Source organism: Halobacillus sp. SY10 (genome assembly GCF_045401165.1).
Taxonomy (GTDB): Bacteria; Bacillota; Bacilli; order Bacillales; family Halobacillaceae; genus Halobacillus; species Halobacillus aidingensis.
Genome location: NZ_CP174345.1, coordinates 2,848,555 through 2,874,417, shown reverse-complemented (window position 1 = coordinate 2,874,417; position 25,863 = coordinate 2,848,555). Strand labels below are relative to the sequence as shown.

Here is a 25,863-nt window from a genome sequence, read left to right as displayed (position 1 = left end):
TTCTAAAGAAACTAGGGTGATTGAATGGCGAAAGATACAGTTCTAACTGCGGAAGAAGTCATAGAACAAGCGAGTCAGTATTTGAATGAGTCAGATCTGGCGTTTATTCGTCGTGCTTATGAATTTGCTGAAAAGGCGCATAGCAACCAGTTCCGAAAGTCAGGAGAGCCTTACATCATCCATCCCATTCAAGTAGCAGGTATTCTTGTGAACTTAGAGATGGATCCGGAAACGATCGCAGGCGGTTTCCTTCATGATGTCGTAGAGGATACAGATGTGTCCCTAAAAGAAATTGAAGAAGCCTTCAATGAAGAAGTTTCGATGCTGGTTGATGGCGTAACGAAATTAGGTAAAATCAAGTATAAATCCAAAGAAGCTCAGCAGGCCGAAAACCACCGGAAAATGTTTGTCGCTATGGCGAAAGATATGCGCGTCATTTTAATTAAGCTTGCGGACAGGCTTCACAATATGCGCACTTTGAAGCATCTTCCAGCTGAAAAGCAACGTCGGATTTCAAATGAAACGCTTGAGATTTTTGCACCTCTGGCACATCGACTTGGTATTTCTACGATCAAATGGGAGCTTGAAGATACGGCCCTTCGGTATTTGAATCCTCAGCAATACTACAGGATTGTTCATTTGATGAAGCAGAAAAGGAATGAACGGGAGCATTATATCGAGGAAGTCATTGATGAAATCCGAGCTCAATTAAAGGAAGTCAACATTGATGCGGATTTATTTGGGCGTCCGAAACATCTTTACAGTATCTACCGGAAGATGGTTCTTCAGAATAAACAGTTCAACGAAATTTATGACTTGTTAGCCGTTAGAATTACAGTTAACAGCATCAAAGATTGTTATGCCGTACTCGGCATCATACACACGTGTTGGAAACCGATGCCGGGTCGCTTTAAAGATTATATAGCCATGCCGAAGCCTAATCTATATCAATCTCTGCATACGACCGTAATCGGACCAAAAGGAGATCCTCTTGAGGTCCAGATCCGTACACACGAAATGCATGAAATTGCTGAATATGGAATCGCTGCTCACTGGGCTTATAAAGAAGGAAAGCAGACGTCAGCTGAACAATCGTTTGAAGAGAAGCTTACATGGTTCCGTGAAATTCTAGAATGGCAAAGTGAAACACATGATGCCGAAGAGTTCATGGAATCTCTTAAAGTGGATTTATTTTCAGACATGGTCTATGTCTTCACACCAAAAGGAGACGTGATTGAACTTCCATCTGGATCCGTACCCGTAGATTTTGCCTACCGAATTCATACGGAAGTTGGAAATCAAACGATTGGTGCAAAAGTGAATGGCAAGATGGAACCTCTGGATTATGAATTGAAAACCGGGGACATTGTTGATATCATGACGTCTAAGCATGCGTACGGACCTTCCAAAGACTGGATAAAGCTTGCTCAGACATCACAGGCGAAAAATAAGATCAAACAATTTTTCAAGAAACAGCAAAAAGATGAGAATATTTCTAAAGGGAAAGAACTTGTCGAGCGCGAAATTCGCAATTTCGGTATTCAACCGAAAGATGTGTACACGACAGATAACTTGAATCGTGTGTCTGAAAAGTTCAATTTCGCAAACGAGGAAGACATGTTTGCTGCTGTTGGATATCAGGGAATTACAGCCGCTCAAATTGCTACTCGGTTAACTGAGAAAATCAGGAAGAAGAAGCAGCAGGAACAGGACCTGGAGCAGACACTTGCTGATGTGAATACAACTGAAATTAAAACACCGGCAAAAACCGGTAAAAAGGATTCAGGAGTACGAGTGGAAGGGGTGGACAATCTTCTTGTCCGTCTATCCAAATGCTGTAACCCAGTACCTGGCGATGAGATTGTCGGTTACATTACAAAAGGACGAGGAGTATCTGTCCACAGAAGCGACTGTCCTAACGTGCATACAGAAGAAGCGCAGACACGTCTATTACCTGTTAAATGGGAGACTTCAGTCACGGATTCCAAACAGTATCATGTGGATCTTGAGATTTGGGGGTATGATCGACGTGGTCTGCTTAATGAAGTCCTTCAAGCAGTCAATGAAACGAAAACGAATATTACCGCAGTCTCAGGGAAGTCAGACCGCAATAAAATGGCGACCATTCATATTACCATTTTAATACAGAATACAAACCATTTACGGAAGATTGTCGAGCGGATCAAACAAATTCAGGAAGTGTACACGGTTCGTCGTGTCATGCAATAGAAGTAAAAGGGGAATCTACGATGAAAGCAGTTATTCAAAGAGCTGTAAACGCCTCTGTCACCGTTGAGGAACAAGCCGTAGGTACCATAGATCAGGGCCTTGTCGTTTTATTAGGTGTGACTCATGAGGATACAGAAGAAGATGCACGGTATTTAGCTAAAAAGATTCCATACTTGCGGATTTTTGAAGATAAAGATGGAAAAATGAATCATTCATTGGTTGATTTAGGCGGCCAGATGCTCTCAATTTCTCAATTCACTTTATACGGGGATTGCAGGAAAGGGCGTCGCCCCAACTTCATGCAGGCAGCGAAGCCGGACCAAGCTGAAGAGTTGTATGAATCTTTTAATAAGATGGTGGAACATGAAGGTGTTAAAGTGGAAACGGGACAATTTGGTGCAATGATGGACGTTCAACTGACCAATTCAGGTCCTGTGACATTAATCATCGACAGTAAAGAACGATAAGAAAAGCTGTACTCATATCGAGTACAGCTTTTTTAGTATGGCACAGTCAAATTTATAATGAACCTTACATACTAGTTGAAGTGATTGATTAAACCTTCGGTGATTCCTTGACTGGCTTTCATTTGATAAGAACGGGTATTGACGGTTTGTTCTTCTCTTGCATCAGATAGGAAGCCAAGTTCTAATAGAACAGAGGGCTTATTGTTTTCTCTGATGACATGGAAGTTACCTTTTTTTGTACCCCGATCCCTCAGACCTGTATGAGCAACCATGGATGTCTGCAAAGAAGCTGCAAGTGCTTTGTCTTTAGAAGAGTAATAGTAACTATTTAGTCCTCTGGCAATAACATTCAATGGTGCCGCATTGTAATGCAAACTAATGAAAGCATCGGCATTGGAACGGTTTGAATGGAACGTACGGATGGAAAGAGAGATGTACTGATCATTCGTCCTGGTCATCAGCACTTTGGCTCCTTTGCTTTCCAGCTGGCTTTTAAGAAGAAAAGCCGTATCCAGCGTTAATGTCTTTTCGTAACTTCCACTTCTTCCAACTGCCCCAGGGTCGCGTCCTCCGTGTCCTGCATCGATCATAATGGTTTTCCCTTTAAGGGGGTTTGAAGTTGCCGTTGGTGTGGCAACACTTTCTTTATTTACCTCTTCTACAATCCATCCAGCCACGTAAGCTGTTTTATTGTCATATGAGATCTTATACCATTGTCCTTCTTTGCTTAAGACTTCAAATCGGTCGCCTTTGTGGCCACGACCAACGATTTTGTAATTGGTAGATGGGCCTGATCTCAAATTCGTTCCGTTATAGTTCAAAGATACATAGGTGTTTTTTGAAGCAGGGGTGTTCGTTTGATCGGTGTCAGTTTCATTCACAAGCCAACCGGCTACCCACCCGGTCTTTCCGCTGCTGTACTTAATTTGATACCAGCGGTCTTTCTTCGCTATGTATGCATAAGTTTCACCTTTACGTATTTTTGTAAGGATTCGACCTCGCGTCGAGTATTCACTTCTGACATTTAGAACGGCTGTTCCTACCTCCACTTTTCCTTTGACGGTAGATGATTGGTCCTCATCTGCTTTCTCGTCTTTTTGAGGTTCATGAGCTTCTCTATTTTCTTTCGTCAGATAGTCTCCATGCACCCAGCCACTCGTATTTCCTTTTTGTACATAGACCCATTTCCCGTCCGTCTTCTTTGGCTTTACAAGATCGCCCTTCATCAAGTAGCCTTTAATTTTCCCATCCAGATTCGGAGCGGATCGAATCCTTAGATAATCATACTTGGAATAATGGCGGTCGTTTGTGGCTTGCTCAGCTTTTACTTTTGTCAGCCATTTGGCGACCCAGCCGTCTTTCCCGCTTCGATTAATTTTGAGCCAATTGTCTTTCTCTTCTAAAATTGTGTACGTTTCCCCTGTATGTACCTTGCCAATACGGTCGTAATTCGTTCCAGGTCCTGTTCTTACATTCAAGTGATCGACCTGGATCACCGCTTTGTCTGCATACACGGGGGGAGTTTCAAAAATGGTAAGAACTCCTAGAATAAAAATGAAGAAAATTATGCCTTTTTTCAAAAAATATTCCACCTCCTCAACAGTCTCCTTTCACTATTCGACAAATACAGCAAATATCCTTCTCCATAGGAAAAAGATTGATCTTATTAATTTGTGGCCATAAACTTGACATAAGGTTGACGGAGATTATATGATTATAATCAATTCTAAAATGATTCGAACAAAACCATTGAGGAAAAAAGTAGTCAGATTCCATGCGGACAGAGAACGAATGCCTTAGGCTGAAAGCATTCGATCGTTATATTCTGATGAAAGACGTTTCTTAGGTTCTACATCGAAATGAGAGTAGGTGTAGACGTACACAGGCGTTAACTGTTTTGAGTGGAGGCTCTTAAGCCTCAAATCAGGGTGGCAACGCGGGTAATCCCGTCCCTTTTTCGCAAGTGCGGAAAAGGGACGGGATTTTTTGTGGTAAAAAATGGTTTATTTCGTTAGGAGGAGTTAGAAATGAGTATGAATGCCCCTCGTGGTACGCAGGATATTCTGCCTGGTACATCTGAAAAATGGCAGTATGTAGAAGAACAATTAGCAGACCTATGCCGTCGCTATCATTATAAAGAAATCAGAACGCCGATTTTTGAACATACCGAGCTTTTCCAACGAGGTGTCGGGGATAGTACAGACATCGTCCAAAAAGAAATGTACACGTTTGAAGATCGAGGAGGAAGAAGCATCACCTTGAGACCTGAGGGAACAGCTTCTGTCGTTCGTTCTTATGTACAGAATAAAGTTTATGGTTTACCGAACCAGCCGACCAAATACTTCTACATGGGTCCAATGTTCCGCTATGAACGACCTCAACAAGGAAGAATGAGGCAGTTTGTACAGTTTGGTATCGAAGCCCTAGGCAGTGATGATCCTGCTATTGATGCAGAAGTGCTTTCCCTAGCGCTGAACTCTTACAGAGAACTAGGTCTGCGATCCTTGAAACTAGTCGTGAACAGCCTTGGCGACCAAGAAAGCAGGGAGGCACACCGAGCAGCTTTGGTGCGTCACTTTGATCCACACCGGGAGGAACTTTGCGCGGATTGTCAAGTGCGGCTTGATCAAAATCCACTTAGAGTTCTGGATTGTAAGAAAGACCGTGAACATCCGGCAATGGAAACAGCTCCTTCCATTCTTGAATACTTGAATGATTATTCCAAAGGTTACTTTGAACAAGTGAAACAGTATTTGGATGTGATGGACATTGATTATGTCGTCGATCCAAACCTTGTCCGCGGGCTTGATTATTACAATCACACCGCTTTTGAAATAATGAGTGAAGCTGAAGGTTTCGGAGCCATTACGACACTGAGTGGCGGGGGTCGTTATACAGGTTTAGTTCAAGAAGTGGGTGGTCCTGAAACATCTGGAATCGGTTTTGCCATGAGTATTGAGCGCTTGTTGATGGCTTTGGAAGCAGAAAATGTTGAACTCCCTACGGATGAGGGGTTAGATGTATTCTTTGTTTCCCTGGGCGATGAGGCGAATCGTACAGCTGTAAAGTTAACGGATGAATTACGCCGTGCTGGCATTCAAGTGGACAAGGATTACTTAGGGAAGAAGATGAAAGCCCAGTTCAAAGCGGCTGATCGTCTTGGCAGTAAATTTGTACTTGTCCTTGGTGATCAGGAACTTGAGAATGGGGTCATTAATGTTAAAAACATGGCATCAGGCGAGCAACAAGAGGTGGCTCTTGATGGCATCATCGAACATATGAAGAAAGAACTGACAGGAGGCAAATAAGATGGAAAGAACAAAATGCGGATCTTTACGCAGAGAACATCTGGAACAAGAGGTCACACTTAAGGGATGGGTACAAAAACGCCGTGATCTAGGTGGTTTGATTTTCATCGATTTAAGAGACCGTTCAGGCTTAGTACAGGTCGTTTTCAATCCTGAGACTTCCGGTGAAGCTCTGGAGAAGGCTGAGAATGTCCGTAGCGAATATGTCCTTGAAGTTAAAGGGACTGTTGTTGCACGGGATGCTCAAACCGTCAATAGCAACCTAGGCACTGGGGAAATAGAAGTAGCTGCAAAGGAATTGACGATTCTTAACAAAGCGAAGACACCACCATTCATGATTGAAGATCAATCAGAGGTATCCGAAGATCTTCGTCTTAAATACCGCTACTTGGATTTGAGAAGAAAGGAAATGCAGGAGACGTTTAAAATGCGTCACCAAACGACCCAGTCGATTCGTAATTTCTTAAATGAGGAAGAATTTTTAGATATGGAAACGCCGATGCTTACGAAGAGCACACCAGAAGGTGCGCGTGACTACCTTGTTCCGAGCCGGGTTCATGAAGGTGAATTCTATGCATTGCCTCAATCACCTCAGCTTTTCAAACAGCTGCTGATGATGTCAGGGTTCGAGAGGTATTACCAGATTGTCCGCTGTTTCCGTGATGAAGACTTGCGCGCTGACCGTCAGCCTGAATTCACACAAGTCGATATTGAGACTTCATTCATGACGACAGAAGATATCATGGCCATGACAGAGCGTATGATGAAGCGGGTTATGAAAGAAGTGAAAGGCCAGGAAATCGAAACACCGTTCCTTCGTATGCCTTATGATGAGGCGATGGAACGGTACGGTTCTGATAAGCCTGATACCCGCTTCGGCCTTGAATTAGTGAATCTTTCTGAAGATGTAAAGAACTCCGGTTTTAAAGTCTTTAGCGGAGCCGTTGCTTCCGGCGGCCAAGTAAGCGCCATTAACGTGGAAGGGAAAGCCGATGAGTTTTCCCGAAAAGATATTGATAAAATGACAGAAGATGTAAAAGTTTATGGAGCCAAAGGATTGGCATGGTTGAAAGTGAAAGACGGGGAGTTCAATGGACCGATTGCGAAATTCTTCTCTGAAGAAGAGGTGGCATCAATCAAAGAAAAGATGGCTGCAAAAGATGGGGACCTTCTTCTCTTTGTAGCGGATCAAACCTCCGTTGTTCATGACAGTCTAGGAGCATTACGTCAAAAGCTTGCGCGTCGCTTAGACTTAATTGATGAGACCAAGTTCAACTTCCTTTGGGTTACGGACTGGCCACTATTTGAGTATGATGAAGATGAAGGCCGTTATCATGCGGCGCACCACCCGTTTACGATGCCTGCGGGCGGACGTATGGATGAACTGAAGAAAAATCCAAAACACGTCCGTGCAGAAGCCTACGATATTGTTCTTAATGGTTATGAACTTGGTGGAGGTTCCTTGCGTATCTTTGAAAAAGGCATGCAGCAGGAGATGTTCGAAGTGCTTGGTTTCAGCCAGGAAGAAGCGAATGAACAATTTGGATTCCTTCTTGAAGCATTAGAATATGGTACGCCGCCACACGGTGGGATTGCCTTTGGACTGGACAGGCTCGTCATGCTTTTAGCCGGCCGTACCAACTTGCGTGACACCATCTTGTTCCCGAAAACGGCGTCAGCCCAAGACCCTATGACAAACGCTCCGGGACCTGTCAGTGAAGCACAGCTTGATGAACTTCACCTGCAGTTGAAGCCATCTAGTCAGTCTGACTCAGATGAATAAATGTGTTGGTTAATTGTTGATTCTGTTTTGGTTATATGCTAAGATTACATTACAAAATTAAAGAGACCAATCCTGATGTGTACGTTGTTCGAATGTACGTTTTGACCGAACATTTTTGAAACGGGAGCCTGGTGTTTCCACATGGAATGCATGCCTCATAACCATCATTGATGGGAGGACGCAAGAAATGTGGAACAGGGCACCCACCTGCCTAGAGCGGGTTCAAAACTCATGATACGACGGCACAATTGGGATTGGTCTTTTTAATTGCTCTTTACTAAAAATCAATGTGATTAAATAACAAAAGCGTTTCCCTATCAGGGAAACGCTTTTTTAATGGGCAATGCAATGATAAAACAATTAACTGTGTGAAAATTGACTTATGGGGCGACGTCCCGCTCCATTGCTCAGACACACGCGACCTTTATCTGATTAGCGTGCAAGGTTTTCGAGATTTCCGTTTTTCTCCATGCGGAATTGAGGTTTGTAAGCATGATCAGAATCATCAAACATGACCATTTTTCTAGCACGGTCCATAATTTGAATCAAAGCCTGGTAATCTTCGGTCATGGCTTCAAGCTGTCCACTTAATTGCTGGTTTTGTTCTGCTAACTCTTTGTTTTGACGTTCTAGTTCAGATAGTCGGATTTGAAGAGATCCGGAATTTGTACTCTCTTGTTTAAGGTCCGTCAAATAAGCAATGATGTCTTCTAAACCAAGTTCTTGATGAGTTCGCTTCTCCTCATGGATTTCTGAGGTAGCCGGCTCAGGAAGTAAATAGTCTTCTTCCTCTATTTCTGCTTGATACACAACAGGAGCCTGAGGTCTTTGATAGACAGGTTGCTGTTTCGCTTCTTTCCGCTTTTTCTCTTTTCGTTGTTTCTTCGCAAGCTCAACGGCCTGTTCATACTTTTGTCGGACTTCTGCATTCCATCTAAACCCGCAGGCAGCGGAAGTACGGTTTAAAATATCACCGACTTCATCAAAAGCTTTCAATTGTGTGCTTCCTTCCCGTATATGTCTCAGAACGGTTTCAGCTAATAATAGATCATCTTCATGAGACCAGGCATCTTGTCTTACTTTAGGCATATTCACCACTCCTAATTTTATCTTTAAAGATAATAGTTTGTCAGATTTAGTAGTAGTGTAGCCAAGAAGAAGTGGAAATATACTCAAGTAGATTTTTGCTTTTTGATTTTGCTATAAACCTGCTCAAGAGCTTGTTCGAATTTACCCGTCCGTTTCGGTTCATAGTATTGACGTGTTTTTATGAGATCAGGAAGGTATTGCTGGTCTACCCACGCATTCTCATAATTATGGGGATACTTGTACTCGATCCCTCTTCCTAGCTTTTCGGCTCCTTTGTAATGAGAGTCTTTTAAATGTTGAGGAACTTCTCCGCTTTTCCCATTCCTAATATCTGAAAGTGCCGCATCAAGTGCTTTGTACGCACTGTTGGATTTCGGTGAGAGAGCTAGTTCCGTCACAGCCACCGCTAATGGGATGCGGGCCTCAGGAAATCCGATTCTCTCAGCTGCTTCCACGGCAGACAGGGCTCTAGGACCTGCTTGGGGATTGGCGAGGCCAATGTCTTCATATGCAATGACTACTAATCTTCTAGCGATACTATCCAGGTCCCCAGCCTCAATCAAACGACCTAAATAATGAAGGGAAGCGTCAACATCACTGCCGCGAATCGATTTTTGAAACGCTGAGAGGACATCATAATGAGCATCTCCATCCTTATCATGTGTGAAGCTTTTCTTCTGCATACATTCTTCGGCAACCTCTAAGGTGATCTTCACAAGCCCATTTTCCTCAGCAGGTGTAGAGAAAGCGGCGAGTTCCAACCCGTTCAAAGCTGAGCGCAGATCTCCATTGGAAGATTGAGCAAAGTGGTCAAGAGCATCGTCAGTGATTTGGATGTTCATGTGACCAAGGCCCTTTTCGCGATCGTCCAGTGCTCTGTGAATCGCCTGTTTGATGTGATCACTATCCAATCGGAACAGCTCAAATAAATGACAACGGCTTCGAATCGCGGGATTTATGGAATGGTATGGGTTGCTTGTCGTACAACCGATCATGGTTAAACGGTTGCTTTCCAGGTGTGGGAGAAGGAAATCCTGCTTTGCTTTATCCAGCCGGTGGACTTCATCAAGGATCAATACGAGTTGCCCGTGCATCTTCGCTTCTTCAACGGCAATTTCCATGTCTTTCTTCTTATCTGTTACCGCGTTCAACGTTTTATGAGGGATATTCAAGCTTTTGGCAAGTGCGGTCGCCATCGAAGTTTTTCCCGTCCCGGGTGGTCCGAATAAAATCATCGATGCCAGGCGTTCAGCCTTAATCATACGATTGATGGTTTTTCCTTCGGCAACGAGGTGGGACTGTCCGATAATTTCATCTATATTGGCTGGTCGCAATCGAAAAGCGAGGGGTTGCTGACTCATAGAACATTCTCCTTTTGACAGTTATAAATGTAAGCGTAGAATGATTCCAAGGAAAATGCAAGGGACTTGCCATTCATGCTATAATAGCGTTTGGTATAATAGAGAGAGGAAGATGATCATGACTTATGTGAAGGAGAAAAAGCGCGAAAACTTCATTCGCTGGAACTTTTTCTTTATCGGTTTAGTCATCCTGGGCCTCGGCATTTCAATGACAATGCAGGTGAAAGAGTTTGGAATTGGACCATGGGATGTTTTTCATTATGGTCTGTTTCTTAAATTAGGTCTTACCGTAGGAACCTGGTCGATTATTGCCGGATTGCTGATCGTTCTGACGAGTTCAGTTTTACAAAAAATGTGGCCGCAAGTAGGAACGATATTGAATATGATTCTCATCGGTGTTTTTATTGATTTCTTTAATTGGCTTTTGCCAGAACCTGAAACATTGATCATGCAATTATTGATTTTTATATCAGGAACGTTTGTCATTGCTCTTGGGATTGGTGTTTATGTTGCACCTGACATCGGGGCAGGGCCACGTGATAGTCTGATGTTATTGATTACGAAGGCTACTGGATGGAAAGTGTCGACAGTAAGAAATGGAATTGAAATTATCGTAGCCGTGGCAGGTTTTGCTCTTGGTGGGCCTGTTGGGGCAGGGACGGTATTCATCGCCCTGTTTCTGGGTACATTTGTAGGATACACCTTACCACAGGCAAAAACATGGCTACAGTTTTTAATAATGAAGGGTGACATGTATGAAGATATCTACCAAAGGCCGGTACGGGCTAACCATCATGATTGAACTGGCAAGGAAATATGGAGACGGTCCAATTTCCTTGAAACAGATTGCAAGAGACAATAATCTATCCGAACATTACCTGGAGCAACTGATTGCTCCATTGCGAAACGCAAGTCTCGTAAAAAGTGTTCGTGGTGCCTATGGAGGCTATATGCTCACAAAGGCTCCCCACGAAATTACAGCAGGAGATGTGATCCGTGTTTTAGAAGGTCCTATCACACCTGTTGAAGGTATTGAAAATGAAGAGCCTGCGAAACAGGCGTTGTGGAAGAGGGTCAGAGATGCAGTGAAAGATGTCCTTGATACCACGACGCTTGAAGACTTAAAGGATCATGTCGATGACCAGACTCAAGATGCTTATATGTTTTATATTTAATGGTTGGAGGTGAAAAGATGAAGTCAATTTATTTGGACCATGCAGCGACTTCACCCGTCCATCCCAAAGTGATCGAAGAAATGATGCCTGTATACAAAAGTGTATTTGGCAATCCGTCAAGTGTTCATCAGTTTGGAAGGAAAGCCCGGCGGATTTTGGATGAAGGGCGAAGAAGAATTGCTCATGGCCTCGGTGCGAATGAGAAAGAAATTGTTTTTACGAGCGGAGGAACCGAAGCGGACAATTTAGCGATTATTGGTACGGCGAGAGCTAATCGTTCCAAGGGTAAGCATATCATTACCACTTCGATCGAACATCATGCTACATTACATGCAGTCGAATACTTGGAGTCTCAAGACTTTGAAGTCACCTATTTGCCTGTAGATGAGGATGGAATAGTAAAAGTGGATGACTTAAAAGGTGCTCTTCGTGAGGATACTATTCTTGTCTCTATCATGATGGTTAATAATGAAACAGGAGCGATTCAGCCGATTGAAGAAATAGCCGCTGTTTTAAAGGATCATCAGGCTTATTTTCATTCTGATATTGTTCAGGCATACGGTCTGATGGATATCGATGTTTCACACCTTGGAGTCGATTTGATGGCGGTTTCCGGTCATAAGATCAATGGCCCGAAAGGCATCGGCTTTTTGTATATCCGTGAAGGCACGGGAATTGAATCTCTTCAATATGGTGGAGAACAGGAACGGAAAAGACGAGCAGGGACAGAAAACATTCCGGCCGTTCAAGGGCTGAAGACAGCTGTTGAGATTATGGAGGCTGAGCGTTTGACGTATAAAGAAAAATACCTTCATTATAAGCAGCTCTTTCTTCAAACACTGGAGGAGGAGAACATTTCATGTGAAGTGAATGGGTCCCATGAAAAAACAATAGAATCAATCGTAAACATCAGTTTTCCTGGGATGAACGTGGAAACGCTGCTCACGAATTTTGATTTATCAGGCATCGCTGCTTCGAGCGGAAGTGCCTGTACGGCAGGGTCTGTAGAGCCATCTCATGTTCTTTCCGCGATGTTTGGTTCCGACCACCCGAAAACCACCAATTCGATACGGTTCAGTTTTGGACTTGCAAATAATGAAGAAGATATAACAGAAGCAGCAAGGAGAGTCAGCCAAATTATTAAACGGCTGGCTTGATAAAGGAAGGTGAAAGAAATGAAAGATCCTAAAGATACACGGGTAGTCGTTGGAATGAGTGGCGGGGTGGATTCATCCGTTGCAGCTCTCCTATTGAAAGAACAAGGCTATGATGTCGTGGGTATTTTTATGAAGAACTGGGACGATACCGATGAAAATGGTGTCTGTACAGCTACGGAAGATTATGAAGATGTTATCCGCGTCTGTAACCAGTTGGATATTCCGTATTTTGCAGTGAATTTTGAGAAGCAGTATTGGGATAAAGTGTTCACTTATTTCCTTGATGAGTACAAAAAAGGCCGAACACCGAATCCTGATGTAATGTGTAACAAAGAGATCAAGTTCAAGGCGTTCATGGACCACGCGATGTCTCTCGGAGCTGACTATTTGGCGACGGGCCACTATGCGCAAGTCCGTGAAAACGACGGCACATATGAAATGCTTCGTGGAGTCGATCACAATAAAGACCAAACGTACTTCTTGAACCAGCTATCACAGGAAGTGCTTTCTAAGGTGATGTTCCCTCTAGGTCATCTTGAGAAAAAAGAAGTGCGTAGGATTGCGGAAGAGCATGGTCTTGCCACTGCGAAGAAGAAAGACTCTACAGGAATCTGCTTTATCGGAGAGCGTAACTTCAAGGAATTCTTAAGTGAATATTTACCTGCACAACCAGGCAATATGGAAACTCTTGATGGTGAAGTGAAAGGCAAGCATGACGGATTGATGTACTACACATTAGGTCAGCGTCAAGGACTGGGTATTGGAGGCGCTGGAGACCCATGGTTCGTCGTAGGTAAGAATGTGACGGATAATATTCTCTACGTTGGACAAGGGTTCCATCATGATGCGCTGTACTCTGACGGTCTCATCGCTTCCGAAGCGAGCTGGACAAAAGGGTTCGTACCGACTGAGTCATTCAAATGCACGGCTAAATTCCGTTATCGCCAAGAAGACAGCGGAGTGACGGTATACCCGATGGAAGATGGAACGTGGAAAGTCATGTTTGACGAACCAGAACGTGCGATCACTCCAGGGCAGGCGGTCGTCTTTTACGATGGAGAAGTCTGCCTCGGTGGGGCGACAATCGATGTTGTTCTCAAACAAGATCAAGCCATCACTTATGTAGGATAGAATGAAAAAGTCATGTCCGTATTTTTTGGACATGACTTTTTTATGAGTGTCGATTTCCCTTAGTAGCAGGGCATTGAAACAACTTACTTTCCATGTGTGTTTAGTGAGCCTTGCTCTGGAAACTTTCACATGGGCTTCATAGAAAAAATGGTTTGTGATACGAAAGTGTCGTTATTATAGGAGACATATTGAAAGGAGAGGTTTGAAATGGATAAGTTAAAGCAAGGAATCGAACAGATGCAAAACCATAATTATGAGGAAGCAGCAAAACTATTTACGGAGGCCATTGACGAGAATCCAAAAGAGCCTGTAGGGTACATCAATTTCGGTAATTTGCTGACACACATGAATGAGCATGAAAGAGCCGAGCGCTTCTTTCATCGTGCCATCGAATTGGATGATACGGCAGCAACCGCCTATTATGGCCTGGGAAATGTGTATTATGAACAGGAAAAGTATACGAAAGCACAGGAACAGTTTATCCAGGCGATTCAGCAAGGATTAGATGAAGCAGATGTCCACTTTATGTTAGGAATGACATTCATTCATCAAGAATACGTGAAGCTTGCTCTCCCTTATCTTCTGAGAGCATCAGAACTGGCACCGGAGGACGTGGATGTCCAATTCCAATATGGTCTATGCCTGGCTCAAAATGGACAGATTGATCAAGCTGAACAAGTCATGAACCATGTGCTACAATTAGAAGAACAACACAGTGATGCGCATTACAACCTTGGTGTCGTTGCTCTTCATCAGGAGAACGCCGGAAAAGCGCTGGAGCATTTTTCTAAAGCATTGGAAATCAATCCTGAGCATATGCTGGCAGCTCATGCCAAAGGGCAAGTGGAACAAGCGTTAAACGAGTAGAGGAGTTCGATGGTTATGACTCAACAATCGCTCTTTCAAGAATCGAATGAAGAACGTCCTTATGTCAAAGGGGAATTGAGCCGGATGATCTTTCACAATGAATCCGAGCACTTTTCGATTGCTTCCATTCATGTGAAGGAAACGAATGAAGCCTTCGAAGAGAAGTCCCTTGTGATCAAAGGGCATTTTTCTCCTTTGGAGGAAGGCGAAACCTATATGTTTTATGGAGAATTCAAAAACCATAAAAAATTCGGGCTGCAATATGAAGTAGACATGTACAATCGTGTGTTGCCGGAAACGAAAGATGGAATCGTCCTCTACTTGTCCAGTGATCTTTTCCACGGCATTGGAAAAAAAACAGCCGAACGGATCGTGGATGAGTTAGGAGAACAAGCGATATCAAGAATTTTGGAAAACCGTGATGTGTTAGATGCTGTTCCAAAGTTGCCTAAAGATAAAGCGGATCAACTATATGAGGCCTTGAAAGAGCATCAAGGGTTCGAACACGTCATGATTCATTTGTCTCAATATGGATTTGGTTTGAAGCTTGCTCAAAAAATCTATGAAGCCTTTAAGGATCAAACGATGGCGATCATTGAAGAAGATCCTTACCAGCTCGTCTTCCACGTGGATGGCTTCGGTTTTCATCGAGCGGATGAAATGGCAAAGATGCAGAATCTTTCCCATGATCATCCAACAAGGATTCGAGCGGCGTGCTTGTATATGATGCAAAAAAGCATGAGTGCGGGACATGTCTATCTCCCGACAGAAGAGTGCCTCGTCCAGGTTGAACAACTGTTAAATCAGGGCTCAGAGCCTGCCATTACTTTCGAACAGCTATCTGAGCAAATGATCCATCTTGGTGAAGAACGTTTTGTATATATTGAAGAGGAACGCATCTATCTTCCGACTCTATACTTTGCTGAAAATGGTTTTTGCAGTCATGTGGACCGCATTCAAGAAAAAGAGGTTGATGTAGCACACACACAAGCAGATTTGATGAAAATCATCGGGGACTTGGAAGAAGAGGAAGCGATGAGTTATGGCGAAGACCAGTTCAACGCCATTGAAAAAGCCCTTCATTCCAAATTGATGATTTTAACCGGTGGACCGGGAACGGGTAAAACGACCGTCATTAAAGGAATCATCCATACGTATGCAGAATTGAACGATTTTTCTATCCATCCCGAAGATTATGATAGTGACAAACCTTTTCCATTCGTCCTTGCAGCACCGACAGGAAGAGCTGCAAAAAGGATGACAGAATCGACAGGACTGCCTGCAAGCACCATCCACCGTTTGTTAGGGTGGGATGGACATGACTCCTTTGAACGCAATCAGAACAACCCGCTGGAAGGGAGTCTGTTGATCATCGATGAATTTTCGATGGTCGATATTTGGCTTGCAAATCAATTGTTCCGCGCCATCCCTGATGATATGCAAGTCTTACTTGTTGGAGATGAAGACCAACTGCCTTCGGTAGGTCCCGGTCAAGTGCTTGCTGATCTCTTAGCTTCTAACACACTTCCATCCGTAAAGTTAACAGAAGTCTATCGTCAAAAGGAAGGTTCGAAAATCATCCAGCTTGCCCATGAGATAAAGAAGGATGCTTGTACGACAGCCTCCCTTGAAAAGGACCATGACTTCAACTTCATCCCGGCAAGAGAACACCAGTTAAGTGATCTCGTGACTAACATTGTCCAAAAAGCGTTGGACAAGGGGAATGAATTGAAAGACATTCAAGTACTTGCTCCGATGTATCGAACAGACGTAGGGATCCATAAGTTGAATGAAAGCATCCAGCAAACGGTTAATCCGAAAAGTAAACAAAAACGCGATTTAAGGCACTTTGAGGTTACTTATCGAAAAGGGGATAAGGTCATCCAATTGGTGAATCAGCCTGAAGATGGTGTTTATAATGGAGATATCGGCGAAATCGTAGCCATTTTCCGTGCGGAAGAAAACGTGGATGGCGTTGAGCAGGTGGTAGTCGATTTTGAAGGAAAAGAAGTCGTCTATCCGAAAAAAGACTTGAACAGCATCATGCATGCCTATTGTACCTCCATTCATAAATCCCAGGGCAGTGAATTTTCCATAGTTATACTGCCAATCGTGAGAAGCTATCGCCGAATGTTAAGAAAGAATCTAATCTATACGGCCATTACAAGATCCAAACAGTCTCTCATTATTTGCGGTGACCGGGAAGCTTTCCTTGACGGTGTGGGTACAACAGATACGAATACAAGATACACAAGGTTAAAAGAGAAACTGCAAGAAGAATCCGTACCTGAAGTGGATACAGAAGAAGAAGAACAGTTGTCACCATATGATTTTATGTAGGAGGGAACGTTTTGGCACATTCTATTGGGATGTCTGGAAGTACCATCATGTCTGATCGTGACCGTCTTCCGGAGCTATTTGATAAAGGATTGCCTCATGTGGAAATAGGAGAGTTTGGGGACAGGGATTCCTATCTCTCCTTTTTGAATTTAGCCAGAGAGAACAAGGTTAGTTTTGGTATTCATGTTCCTCACTTTAGAGAAAATAGCAAGTATGATCTTCTAGAAGAAGTGAAAATGCATCCCTCCCTCGCCAGGAAATTGTTTGTAGAGGAAGTGCAGGAAGCGGCACGATCAGGGGCATCCTATGTCCTTGTTCACTTTCCTTATTTCAAAGGTGAGGCGGAGTCTACTCTTGAAAAGATAGAGGAAGGCTTGCAGTTTTTACAACACTTACAGGAATCGTATGGGGTTCCAATCGTATGTGAACCAAAGCTTGGTCATAATAAATCTTCTGCAGGCATTCAATACCTGTATGATTTTCCTATGAATCTCTGGGAAAAATATGGTCTGAGTATTTGTATTGATATCGGTGATTATAGGATTGCGGTGGGAAACAATTGGAGAGAGTATATAGAGCCACTTCTTCCATTTACCAAAGTCGTACATATGCATAATGTTCGGTTCACTAATAAAGGATATATTTGGACACCGATTCACCCGGACTTTGAAAAGCAGGACACAGCTTTTGACATGACTCCTTGCATAGAACTGCTTGCAAAAGGCAGGGACAAATATTTTATCCTTGAGCACACGCCGCACACCAACCCTTCTGAGGAAGAGGTGGATGAGGGGATTGAATGGGTGATGGAACAACTCAAGTAATGTATGAATCTCATTTTCGTGGACATACTATTTGGTAAAAAAGGAGTATGTCCGATGAGATGTCCGAACTGCAATAATAAGAACCTTGGGAAAATCGGTAACGAACAATACTATTGTTGGAATTGTTGCCTTGAGTTAACGATTGAAGATGGAAAAATGAATATCAACCAAATTGAGGAAGATGGCAGCTTAAGTTCTTTGAATGATATTTTTTATCAGCAGGGATCTTGATGATTCATGAGTGATCGCTCCTCTAAATGGTTGCGGAGATTCACCATCTTTTTTATCATCCTACTTTCTCTCTTATTGCTAGCTTGGTTGTTCCCTTATTATGACGGTGTCCTCATCGTCATGGGGAAAGTGCTGTTGCCGTTTTTACTGGCTCTTGTGTTATCTCTTTTACTGCATCCACTCGTGCACGTGATCGAGGATCTCGGCCTGTCTCGTACGATTAGCATACTTGTGATTTTTGTGCTCTTCTTTTCGCTGACGGCTTTTGGATTATATAAAGGTATTCCACGATTGCTTGATCAATTGAAGCTTTTAAACGAGCATTTGCCTTATTTGGTTGAGTCCTATCAAGATTGGACAAAGCAGCTTTATGCCCAAACAGAGAAATTGCCGGACGGTCTTCACCATGAAGTCGATGCGCGTTTTGCAAGCTTTGAAGAATGGGTGAGTGGAAGAGTACTGGCTCTACTAGCTGGTCTTAGTGGGATATTTAACATGATTGTGCTTCTAGCTGTTGTGCCTGTCATGACGTTTTATTTTCTTAAAGACTATAAGAGCATAGGGAAAGCTCTAGTTTTCCTACTCCCTTCTCAATGGCATGAGGAATCCAACAGGTTGGTCAGAGAGTTGAATCACTCTCTGGGAGGCTATATTCGAGGGCAGCTATTGATCAGTTTATTTGTAGGCGTATTAGCTACCGCAGGGTTTTGGTTGATTGACCTTCCTTACCCTTTAGTCTTAGGGTTAATTGCAGGGTTGACCAATATTATCCCCTACTTCGGCCCTCTTCTTGGAGCAGGTCCTGCGGTCATTGTGGCTCTTACCGTGAGTGTGAATACACTCCTTTTCACATTAGCTGTTATTCTGATCATTCAACTGGTCGAAGGAAATCTCCTTTCCCCGTATATCATGGGGAAGAGTATTCATATCCACCCCTTGTTCATCATCTTAGCCTTACTGGTCGGCGGAGAAGTGGCTGGAATTCCTGGACTGATTTTGGCCGTTCCTGTATTGACATGCTTAAAAGTAGTGGCCTCGGAGATCCGTACAGGAAGGTTAAACGTTGACAGATGAACGACAGTTATCTATAATAACGCTTAGCAAAGACTATAAGGACGAAAGAAAACGATGAAGGAAAAAAGTAGGCGATTCGTTCATGATCAGAGAGGTGCGTTCCAGGCTGAAAAACGCATTGCATGGAGGTTGTTGAAAGCTATTCCGGAGTGCGGTTAATTCCCGCCGGGGTCATGCCACGTTAAAGGCATTCAAGCTGATAGACGTGTATGTCTATAACCAGGGTGGTACCGCGGAAACAAAACCCCGTCCCTGCCGATCTAAAGGCAGGGACGGGGTTTTTTTGTTCCTCCTTCGTCCGGAACGGTCTCTATACTATCGATGAAACTGAGGAGGTTGTTGAAAATGAAATCATTAACATCAGCGGAAGTCCGTCAAATGTTTCTTGACTTCTTTAAAGAAAAAGGCCATAGCGTAGAACCTAGCGCGTCACTCGTCCCTCACGAAGATCCTACACTTCTATGGATCAATAGTGGTGTGGCAACATTGAAAAAATATTTCGATGGCCGCGTTATTCCTGAAAATCCGCGGATTGTAAATGCTCAAAAATCGATTCGTACGAACGATATTGAAAATGTAGGATTCACGGCCAGACACCACACCTTCTTTGAGATGCTGGGTAATTTTTCTATTGGAGATTACTTCAAGGAAGAAGCCATGGAATGGGCCTGGGAGTTCCTTACGAGTGATCAATGGATTGGGTTCGACCAAGAAAGGCTTTCTGTAACTGTACACCCGGAAGATGATGAAGCTTACCAAATCTGGAAAGATAAAATCGGACTAGATGAAGAGCGCATCATCCGCATCGAAGAGAATTTCTGGGATATCGGAGAAGGACCTAGTGGCCCGAATACAGAAATCTTTTATGACCGTGGAGAAAAATACGGAAGTGACTCGAGTGATCCTGAACTTTACCCTGGCGGAGAAAATGAACGCTATTTGGAAATCTGGAATCTTGTTTTCTCCCAATTCAACCATAACCCTGATGATACTTATACACCACTTCCTAAGAAAAACATTGATACAGGGATGGGTCTTGAGCGTATTGTTTGTGTCATTCAAGAAACAGAAACGAACTTCGAGACAGATTTATTCCTTCCGATTATTGAAGCAACAGAAAAAATGGCTGATAAAAACTATGGAGACAGCTTCGATACAGATGCATCCTTCAAAGTGATTGCAGACCATATGAGAACCGTGACATTCGCAGTTAGTGATGGGGCCCTGCCTTCGAATGAAGGACGTGGTTACGTCCTGCGTCGTCTGTTGCGAAGAGCTGTACGTTTTGCAAAGCAGATCGGGATTGACAAACCATTCATGTACAAACTAGTTCCTGAAGTCTCTAAAATCATGGTCGACTTCTATCCTGAAGTGAAGGAGAAAGAATCCTTCATTCAAAACGTCATTCAAACAGAAGAAGCACGTTTCCATGAAACCTTGAATGATGGGTTACAAATTCTTTCCACCATCATCAAACAGGAGACCGAGAAAGGAAGCAACGTGTTCCCTGGAACGGAAGTCTTCCGTTTATATGACACGTATGGCTTCCCGAAAGAACTGACAGAAGAGTACGTAGCAGAAGCTGGCTTCACCATTGATGAAGAAGGTTTCCAAAACGAAATGCAAAAGCAACGGGAGCGCGCACGGAGTGCTCGTCAAAAGACCGATTCCATGCAAGTCCAAGATGGAGTACTAGGTGACGTTCACGTAGAAAGTGAATTCATTGGCTATGACACACTTCAAGTTGAAACGGAAATTGTAGAACTGATTAAAGGAAAAGAGTTCAGTGGATATGCAGAAGAGGGCGACACCATTTACCTGTTCCTATCCCAAACACCTTTCTACGCCGAGAGTGGTGGTCAGATCGCCGATCGCGGTTTCCTGAGAACAGAATCTGCTGTAGTTGAAGTCACCAATGTTCAAAAAGCGCCGAATGGTCAGCACATGCATGAAGCGATCGTTAAACAAGGTTCTATAGAAAAAGGAGCCACAGTGAAGGCAGAAGTCGATCAAAGTGGACGTTCCTTTATTGTTAAAAACCATACGGCGACACACCTTCTGCATCAAGCTTTGAAAGATGTCCTTGGCGAACATGTCAATCAAGCCGGCTCTCTTGTAGCTCCAGATCGCCTGCGCTTTGACTTTTCCCACTTCGGTTCTGTAACGAACGAAGAAATGGAGAAAATTGAGAGCATCGTGAATGAAAAAGTATGGCAGTCTATTCCGGTCTCCATCGAACTCAATTCTATTGAAGAAGCAAAAGCTAAGGGCGCAATGGCCTTATTTGGTGAAAAATATGGGGACACGGTTAGAGTCGTTCAGGTTGGCAATTACAGCCTTGAGCTTTGTGGAGGTTGTCATGTCATGAACACGGCCGAAATCGGCTTATTCAAGATTATTTCAGAGTCTGGAATTGGTGCTGGCACCAGAAGAATCGAGGCTGTCACAGCTAAGGATGCTTATTTGTATATGAATGGCAAAGAAGCATTGCTGAAAAAAGCTGGGGAGCAGTTGAAGACCAAGCCTGAGCAGGTTCCAGAGCGAATTGAAGTCCTTCATAAAGAAATGAAAGATCTTCAAAAAGAAAATGAATCACTAAGTGCAAAATTATCAAACATGGAAGCCTCCAATATTTTGGATGAAGTGGAGGAAGTCAATGGAGTGAAGATTCTTGCCAAGCAAGTAGATGTGAAAGATATGAATGCTCTCAGGACAATGGTTGATGATCTGAAGCAGAAACTTGACTCCGGAATGATCCTTCTTGCAGCTCCGAATGGAGATAAAGTTCAATTAATTGCAGGAGTATCGAAGGACTTAGTAGAAAAAGGATATCATGCAGGTCAATTAATCAAAGAAGCAGCGACCCGATGCGGTGGTGGCGGTGGTGGCCGTCCAGACATGGCACAAGCGGGTGGTAAGGATGCTTCTAAAATTCCAGAAGCACTTGAATATGCCAAGGAATATGCAAGTCAAAACGCCTAGTTTTTCCTATAGAAGAATTAGGTATATAATAGAGTAAATACTACAAAAGTGCGAGGTGACTGTAATGAGTTCAATGGATAAAACGATGAGGTTCAACTTCTCTGAAGAACCGTTTGATCAAGATGTCCAATCCGTACTTCTATCTGTTTACGGAGCATTACAAGAGAAAGGGTACAATCCGATCAACCAGATTGTCGGATATTTGCTTTCAGGCGACCCTGCGTACATTCCTCGTCATCAGGATGCCAGAAACTTAATCCGCAAAATTGAACGCGACGAGTTGATTGAAGAACTGGTTAAATTTTACATCAAAGAGAATAAAGAGGGCATTGAATGAAAAAAATAGGACTGGATGTGGGCGAAAAAACGATAGGCATCGCCATATCGGACGCCTTTGGCTGGACGGCCCAGGGCCTCACCACACTCCGTTGGGACGAGCAGGACTTCAATACGGCTAAGGAGCCGTTAAGAAAAGTCATCCGTGACCATGATGTGACGGAAGCGGTTGTAGGATTTCCGAAGAATATGAATGGTACGGTCGGCCCACGTGGAGAAGCAAGTCAGGTTTTCGCCTCATGGCTGGAAGAAGAATTTCATCTCCAAACACATCTTTGGGATGAACGCTTAACCACTATGGCAGCCGAACGCGTGCTGTTGGATGCAGATGTCAGCAGGAAAAAACGGAAAAAAGTCATTGATAAAATGGCTGCTGTCATGATTTTGCAAAGTTACTTGGATTCGAAACAATAAGGAGGACGTTTGATATGGCACTAGAAAAAGAAGAACGCATCATCATTCCTGATGAAAATGGGGAAGAGCATTTATTTGAAGTTTTGTTCACCTTTGATGTTGAACAAACAGGACATTCTTACATCGCAGTCGTCCCTGCTGAACAAAAGGATGGGGAAGAAGTAGAAGTCTTTGCCTTCCGTTATGAAGAAAAAGGGAATGAAGAAGATGACCTTGCTCTATTCCAGATCGAATCCGATGATGAATGGGAAATGGTTGAAGAAATGTTGAATACGTTGACAGATGAAGATTTGACGTAATTCCTACCGCCTGCAGCGATCAGCTGCAGGCTTTTATTATTCTCTGAGGTGGCACACTTATTTCATGCTATATAAAACCGAAGAGTCTCTTCTCCTTGTAGAAAATTAAGGGAATATGTAGAAAGATTCTTTCATTTTATAGTATAATGAACCGGATGAAAGGGGGAAGTCCGTTTGTCTAATTCTGACTTTAAAAATCAATATAAAAAAAGATTGAAAACGAGAATAGAGGAAGCAAGTAAAGTGAGAAAAATTGTCTCAATCATTCTTACAGTTTTGGTTCTTGCCCTTGTGATCGGAGGACTTACTGGTTATTTTTACGTGAAGTCTGCTTTAGAGCCTGTAGAGCCAGGGAATGATAAACAGATCAATGTGGATATACCTTTGGGATCTTCTACATCTTCAATAGCAAGTATTCTTGAAGAGAATGATATCATCAAAAACGATTTGATCTTCCGTTTTTATACAAAGTTTAAGAACGAATCTGGATTCCAAGCGGGAAATTATCAATTTACATCTTCCATGACTTTAAATGAAATTATTGAAACATTAAAAACAGGTAAGCTCGTGAAAGAACCTGTTTACAAAGTGACTGTTCCTGAAGGGCGTAACCTGGGGCAGATTGCAGAGGTGTACGCAGAAGACTTACCATTTACTAAAGAAGAATTCATGGAAAAAGTGGATGATGAAACCTATGTAAAAGAACTGATGTCTGAATATCCTCAACTATTAACAGAAGATATATTGAAAGAAGAAATACGCCATCCCCTCGAAGGGTATTTGTTTGCTGCGACCTATGATGTTTATGTCGAGGATCCAACCATCGATCAGCTTGTGAAGAAAATGCTGGATAAAACCCAGGCGGTGGTCCTTCCTTATGTCAATCAAATGGGGAACCTTGAAGGGATTGAAAATGTTCACGATCTCGTCACGATGGCATCCCTTCTGGAAAACGAAGCTCGAACAGCAGAAAGTCGTCAAATGATTTCCGGCGTGTTTCAAAACCGTATAGATAAAGATATGAAACTTCAAACAGACCCGACCGTGCTTTACGCCCACGGAGAGCATAAAGACCGAGTCCTGTATGAAGATCTGGAAATCGAATCCCCATACAACACCTATTATATAACCGGGCTCCCGGTTGGACCGATTTCAAACTTTAATGAGAACTCTTTACAGGCAGCTGCTAAACCGAAGGATCATGAGTATTTCTATTTCCTGGCTGATAGTAGTGGAGAGATTCATTACGCAAGTTCACTAGAAGAACATAACCAACTGAAAAATGAGTATATCAATTAACATGTTTTTAGAAGGAATGCAAAAAGATACTCGCATTCCTTCTTTTTTTTATGTTAAAATAATGGGGTTGTAAATCGGATGTAAAATTGATGGGAAGGGTGAAACAGGATGAATCAAGAAGAATATTTACAGTCATTGCTTTCAAAGCCTTCCACAGCTGTTAAGAAAATGGAATCCGAAGCAGAAGAACAACGAGTACCAATCATGGAACCGTTGGGGATAGATTTTCTCATGCAGCTTCTCAGGATCCAACAACCAAAAAGAATCCTGGAGATCGGTACAGCCATTGGTTATTCAGCCCTTCGGATGCTGGAAGCTTGTCCAGGTGGTCAAATAATAACGGTCGAACGTGATGAACAGCGGTATAAGGATGCTTTGAAAAATATTAAGGATATGAACGCCGAGGAACAGATCCATGTCATCCAGGGAGATGCCCTAGAGGTAGCATCTACCATTGAAAAAGAAGGCCCGTTTGATTTATTATTTATCGATGCAGCCAAAGGAAAGTATGAAGAATTTTTCCATATGTATTCCCCTATGGTATCCGATACAGGCGTCATTATTTCTGATAACGTACTATTTAAAGGTTTTGTTGCTGACGATTCAGAAGCAAGTCCAAGAATGGCGAAAATCGCTGGTAAAATCAGGAGTTTTAATGAATGGCTTATTCAACATCCTGATTACTACACAACCATTGTCCCGATCGGGGACGGGGTTGCTATTACGAAAAAGAAGGAAACATAAGAGCTATTATAGATAAGAATGGAATGGATGAAAGGAGCACCCAGGAGCATGAGTGATAAACCAGTAGTGATTGGAGTAGCGGGAGGATCAGGATCAGGGAAAACGAGTGTGACTCGTTCGATTATCCAGCGCTTTACAGATAAGACGTTATTAATGCTAGAACAAGATTATTATTATAAGGATCAAAGTGATGTTCCGTTTGAGGAAAGGTTACAAACAAACTATGATCACCCTCTAGCTTTTGATAATGATCTTCTCATTGAGCACTTGGAACAATTGCTTGATCAAAAGCCTGTAGAAAAACCGGTCTATGATTATAAGATGCATACCCGCTCAGATGAAACCATTCATGTCGAACCGAAAGAAGTGATTATCGTTGAAGGGATTCTAGTCCTGGAAGATGAACGCCTCAGAGATCTCATGGATATTAAAGTTTTTGTAGATACAGATGCAGATGTAAGAATTATCCGTAGATTAATGAGAGATATTAATGAGAGAGGCCGTTCACTCGACTCTGTGATTGAACAATATATCAATGTCGTTCGTCCCATGCACTTGCAATTCGTAGAACCGACCAAACGATACTCGGATATTATCATCCCAGAAGGTGGGCAAAACCACGTGGCCATTGATCTTATGGCAACGAAGATTCAAACGGTTCTTTACGAAAAAGGACAAACAGTGACGAAAGAAAATAGTTGAAATACTACCAAAAATCTGGCATAGTTTTCACTAGTAGTTCTAAATCATAAT

23 protein-coding genes, 1 other RNA gene and 1 other annotated feature are annotated in these 25,863 nt (G+C 42.9%); of the genes, 21 read left to right on the top strand and 3 right to left on the bottom strand.

The window, feature by feature from the left end:
• Positions 1-24: 24 nt before the first annotated feature.
• Together ACJA3J_RS14740 and dtd are read left to right on the top strand one after the other, a co-directional pair.
• Entirely contained in the window at positions 25-2,229 is a 2,205-nt protein-coding gene (locus tag ACJA3J_RS14740; RefSeq protein ID WP_089652632.1) for a bifunctional (p)ppGpp synthetase/guanosine-3',5'-bis(diphosphate) 3'-pyrophosphohydrolase, read from the top strand.
• 20 nt (positions 2,230-2,249) lie between these two features.
• Positions 2,250-2,696, top strand: a complete 447-nt coding sequence (gene dtd / locus ACJA3J_RS14735; RefSeq protein ID WP_115893518.1) for a D-aminoacyl-tRNA deacylase — start codon at positions 2,250-2,252, stop codon at positions 2,694-2,696.
• A 71-nt stretch (positions 2,697-2,767) separates the two neighbouring features.
• Here the strand turns inward: dtd and ACJA3J_RS14730 are convergent, their stop codons facing one another.
• Positions 2,768-4,276: an SH3 domain-containing protein gene (locus tag ACJA3J_RS14730; protein WP_406944450.1), complete on the bottom strand. Its 1,509-nt coding sequence runs from the start codon at positions 4,274-4,276 to the stop codon at positions 2,768-2,770.
• Positions 4,277-4,436: 160 nt separating this feature from the next.
• Positions 4,437-4,653: a binding site (T-box leader), on the top strand.
• 70 nt (positions 4,654-4,723) lie between these two features.
• Between ACJA3J_RS14730 and hisS the strand changes: the two genes are divergently transcribed.
• From hisS to ssrS, 3 genes are all read left to right on the top strand, one after another.
• Positions 4,724-6,004: a histidine--tRNA ligase gene (hisS, locus tag ACJA3J_RS14725; RefSeq protein WP_089652629.1), complete on the top strand. Its 1,281-nt coding sequence runs from the start codon at positions 4,724-4,726 to the stop codon at positions 6,002-6,004.
• Between the two features lies 1 nt (position 6,005).
• Entirely contained in the window at positions 6,006-7,787 is a 1,782-nt protein-coding gene (aspS, locus tag ACJA3J_RS14720) for an aspartate--tRNA ligase (RefSeq protein WP_406944449.1), read from the top strand.
• A 66-nt stretch (positions 7,788-7,853) separates the two neighbouring features.
• A non-coding RNA gene (ssrS, locus tag ACJA3J_RS14715) (6S RNA) lies at positions 7,854-8,046 on the top strand.
• A gap of 173 nt (positions 8,047-8,219) precedes the next feature.
• On the opposite strand, the gene ACJA3J_RS14710 is transcribed toward ssrS, so the two are convergent.
• Both ACJA3J_RS14710 and ACJA3J_RS14705 read right to left on the bottom strand, forming a co-directional pair.
• The gene (locus tag ACJA3J_RS14710; RefSeq protein WP_406944448.1) at positions 8,220-8,876 is read right to left on the bottom strand and encodes an RsfA family transcriptional regulator; all 657 of its coding nucleotides are present in this window, start codon (positions 8,874-8,876) and stop codon (positions 8,220-8,222) included.
• A gap of 83 nt (positions 8,877-8,959) precedes the next feature.
• Positions 8,960-10,237, bottom strand: coding sequence for a replication-associated recombination protein A (locus ACJA3J_RS14705; protein WP_406944447.1), 1,278 nt, complete (start codon positions 10,235-10,237; stop codon positions 8,960-8,962).
• Between the two features lie 118 nt (positions 10,238-10,355).
• On the opposite strand from ACJA3J_RS14705, the gene ACJA3J_RS14700 reads away from it, so the two are divergent.
• The 16 genes from ACJA3J_RS14700 to udk all read left to right on the top strand — a co-directional run bounded on the left by ACJA3J_RS14700 (position 10,356) and on the right by udk (position 25,812).
• Positions 10,356-11,039, top strand: a complete 684-nt coding sequence (locus ACJA3J_RS14700) for a YitT family protein (RefSeq protein ID WP_089652625.1) — start codon at positions 10,356-10,358, stop codon at positions 11,037-11,039.
• A complete protein-coding gene (gene cymR / locus ACJA3J_RS14695; protein WP_089652624.1) occupies positions 10,993-11,412 on the top strand; it encodes a cysteine metabolism transcriptional regulator CymR in 420 nt (139 codons plus the stop codon). The genes ACJA3J_RS14700 and cymR overlap by 47 nt, the downstream gene beginning before the upstream one ends.
• A 17-nt stretch (positions 11,413-11,429) precedes the next feature.
• Entirely contained in the window at positions 11,430-12,569 is a 1,140-nt protein-coding gene (locus ACJA3J_RS14690) for a cysteine desulfurase family protein (RefSeq protein WP_406944446.1), read from the top strand.
• Positions 12,570-12,587: 18 nt separating this feature from the next.
• Entirely contained in the window at positions 12,588-13,700 is a 1,113-nt protein-coding gene (gene mnmA / locus ACJA3J_RS14685; RefSeq protein ID WP_406944445.1) for a tRNA 2-thiouridine(34) synthase MnmA, read from the top strand.
• 207 nt (positions 13,701-13,907) lie between these two features.
• Entirely contained in the window at positions 13,908-14,567 is a 660-nt protein-coding gene (locus ACJA3J_RS14680; RefSeq protein WP_089652621.1) for a lipopolysaccharide assembly protein LapB, read from the top strand.
• Positions 14,568-14,582: 15 nt separating this feature from the next.
• Entirely contained in the window at positions 14,583-16,907 is a 2,325-nt protein-coding gene (locus ACJA3J_RS14675; RefSeq protein ID WP_406944444.1) for an ATP-dependent RecD-like DNA helicase, read from the top strand.
• Between the two features lie 11 nt (positions 16,908-16,918).
• The gene (locus ACJA3J_RS14670) at positions 16,919-17,731 is read left to right on the top strand and encodes a TIM barrel protein (RefSeq protein WP_406944443.1); all 813 of its coding nucleotides are present in this window, start codon (positions 16,919-16,921) and stop codon (positions 17,729-17,731) included.
• A 54-nt stretch (positions 17,732-17,785) separates the two neighbouring features.
• Positions 17,786-17,962 carry a hypothetical protein gene (locus tag ACJA3J_RS14665; RefSeq protein ID WP_089652618.1) on the top strand — a complete coding sequence of 59 codons (177 nt, stop codon included), beginning with the start codon at positions 17,786-17,788 and terminating at the stop codon, positions 17,960-17,962.
• Between the two features lie 6 nt (positions 17,963-17,968).
• Positions 17,969-19,036 (top strand): AI-2E family transporter, encoded by a 1,068-nt coding sequence (locus ACJA3J_RS14660; RefSeq protein ID WP_089652617.1) that lies wholly within the window; start codon positions 17,969-17,971, stop codon positions 19,034-19,036.
• Positions 19,037-19,381: 345 nt separating this feature from the next.
• The gene (gene alaS, locus ACJA3J_RS14655; RefSeq protein ID WP_406944442.1) at positions 19,382-22,018 is read left to right on the top strand and encodes an alanine--tRNA ligase; all 2,637 of its coding nucleotides are present in this window, start codon (positions 19,382-19,384) and stop codon (positions 22,016-22,018) included.
• Positions 22,019-22,082: 64 nt separating this feature from the next.
• On the top strand, positions 22,083-22,355 hold the full coding sequence (locus ACJA3J_RS14650; RefSeq protein WP_075034715.1) for an IreB family regulatory phosphoprotein: 273 nt from the start codon (positions 22,083-22,085) through the stop codon (positions 22,353-22,355).
• On the top strand, positions 22,352-22,768 hold the full coding sequence (gene ruvX, locus ACJA3J_RS14645; RefSeq protein WP_089652615.1) for a Holliday junction resolvase RuvX: 417 nt from the start codon (positions 22,352-22,354) through the stop codon (positions 22,766-22,768). The genes ACJA3J_RS14650 and ruvX overlap by 4 nt, the downstream gene beginning before the upstream one ends.
• 14 nt (positions 22,769-22,782) lie before the next feature.
• On the top strand, positions 22,783-23,067 hold the full coding sequence (locus ACJA3J_RS14640; RefSeq protein ID WP_089652614.1) for a DUF1292 domain-containing protein: 285 nt from the start codon (positions 22,783-22,785) through the stop codon (positions 23,065-23,067).
• Between the two features lie 174 nt (positions 23,068-23,241).
• Positions 23,242-24,366 carry an endolytic transglycosylase MltG gene (mltG, locus tag ACJA3J_RS14635; protein ID WP_406944441.1) on the top strand — a complete coding sequence of 375 codons (1,125 nt, stop codon included), beginning with the start codon at positions 23,242-23,244 and terminating at the stop codon, positions 24,364-24,366.
• A 108-nt stretch (positions 24,367-24,474) separates the two neighbouring features.
• Positions 24,475-25,110 (top strand): O-methyltransferase, encoded by a 636-nt coding sequence (locus ACJA3J_RS14630; RefSeq protein WP_406944440.1) that lies wholly within the window; start codon positions 24,475-24,477, stop codon positions 25,108-25,110.
• 48 nt (positions 25,111-25,158) lie between these two features.
• Positions 25,159-25,812, top strand: coding sequence for a uridine kinase (udk, locus tag ACJA3J_RS14625; protein ID WP_115822519.1), 654 nt, complete (start codon positions 25,159-25,161; stop codon positions 25,810-25,812).
• Positions 25,813-25,863 lie beyond the last annotated feature (51 nt).

Excerpts from the sequence above, each read along its gene's own strand:
- ACJA3J_RS14690 (WP_406944446.1), top strand. The coding sequence starts at position 11,430 with ATGAAGTCAATTTATTTGGACCATGCAGCGACTTCACCCGTCCATCCC.
- ACJA3J_RS14675 (WP_406944444.1), top strand. The coding sequence starts at position 14,583 with ATGACTCAACAATCGCTCTTTCAAGAATCGAATGAAGAACGTCCTTAT.
- mnmA (WP_406944445.1), top strand. The coding sequence starts at position 12,588 with ATGAAAGATCCTAAAGATACACGGGTAGTCGTTGGAATGAGTGGCGGG.
- udk (WP_115822519.1), top strand. The coding sequence starts at position 25,159 with ATGAGTGATAAACCAGTAGTGATTGGAGTAGCGGGAGGATCAGGATCA.
- ACJA3J_RS14640 (WP_089652614.1), top strand. The coding sequence starts at position 22,783 with ATGGCACTAGAAAAAGAAGAACGCATCATCATTCCTGATGAAAATGGG.
- ACJA3J_RS14740 (WP_089652632.1), top strand. The coding sequence starts at position 25 with ATGGCGAAAGATACAGTTCTAACTGCGGAAGAAGTCATAGAACAAGCG.
- alaS (WP_406944442.1), top strand. The coding sequence starts at position 19,382 with ATGAAATCATTAACATCAGCGGAAGTCCGTCAAATGTTTCTTGACTTC.
- ACJA3J_RS14660 (WP_089652617.1), top strand. The coding sequence starts at position 17,969 with ATGAGTGATCGCTCCTCTAAATGGTTGCGGAGATTCACCATCTTTTTT.
- ACJA3J_RS14665 (WP_089652618.1), top strand. The coding sequence starts at position 17,786 with ATGAGATGTCCGAACTGCAATAATAAGAACCTTGGGAAAATCGGTAAC.
- ACJA3J_RS14705 (WP_406944447.1), bottom strand. The coding sequence starts at position 10,237 with ATGAGTCAGCAACCCCTCGCTTTTCGATTGCGACCAGCCAATATAGAT.
- ACJA3J_RS14710 (WP_406944448.1), bottom strand. The coding sequence starts at position 8,876 with ATGCCTAAAGTAAGACAAGATGCCTGGTCTCATGAAGATGATCTATTA.
- ruvX (WP_089652615.1), top strand. The coding sequence starts at position 22,352 with ATGAAAAAAATAGGACTGGATGTGGGCGAAAAAACGATAGGCATCGCC.
- ACJA3J_RS14680 (WP_089652621.1), top strand. The coding sequence starts at position 13,908 with ATGGATAAGTTAAAGCAAGGAATCGAACAGATGCAAAACCATAATTAT.
- aspS (WP_406944449.1), top strand. The coding sequence starts at position 6,006 with ATGGAAAGAACAAAATGCGGATCTTTACGCAGAGAACATCTGGAACAA.
- dtd (WP_115893518.1), top strand. The coding sequence starts at position 2,250 with ATGAAAGCAGTTATTCAAAGAGCTGTAAACGCCTCTGTCACCGTTGAG.
- ACJA3J_RS14650 (WP_075034715.1), top strand. The coding sequence starts at position 22,083 with ATGAGTTCAATGGATAAAACGATGAGGTTCAACTTCTCTGAAGAACCG.
- ACJA3J_RS14700 (WP_089652625.1), top strand. The coding sequence starts at position 10,356 with ATGACTTATGTGAAGGAGAAAAAGCGCGAAAACTTCATTCGCTGGAAC.
- cymR (WP_089652624.1), top strand. The coding sequence starts at position 10,993 with ATGAAGATATCTACCAAAGGCCGGTACGGGCTAACCATCATGATTGAA.
- hisS (WP_089652629.1), top strand. The coding sequence starts at position 4,724 with ATGAGTATGAATGCCCCTCGTGGTACGCAGGATATTCTGCCTGGTACA.
- ACJA3J_RS14630 (WP_406944440.1), top strand. The coding sequence starts at position 24,475 with ATGAATCAAGAAGAATATTTACAGTCATTGCTTTCAAAGCCTTCCACA.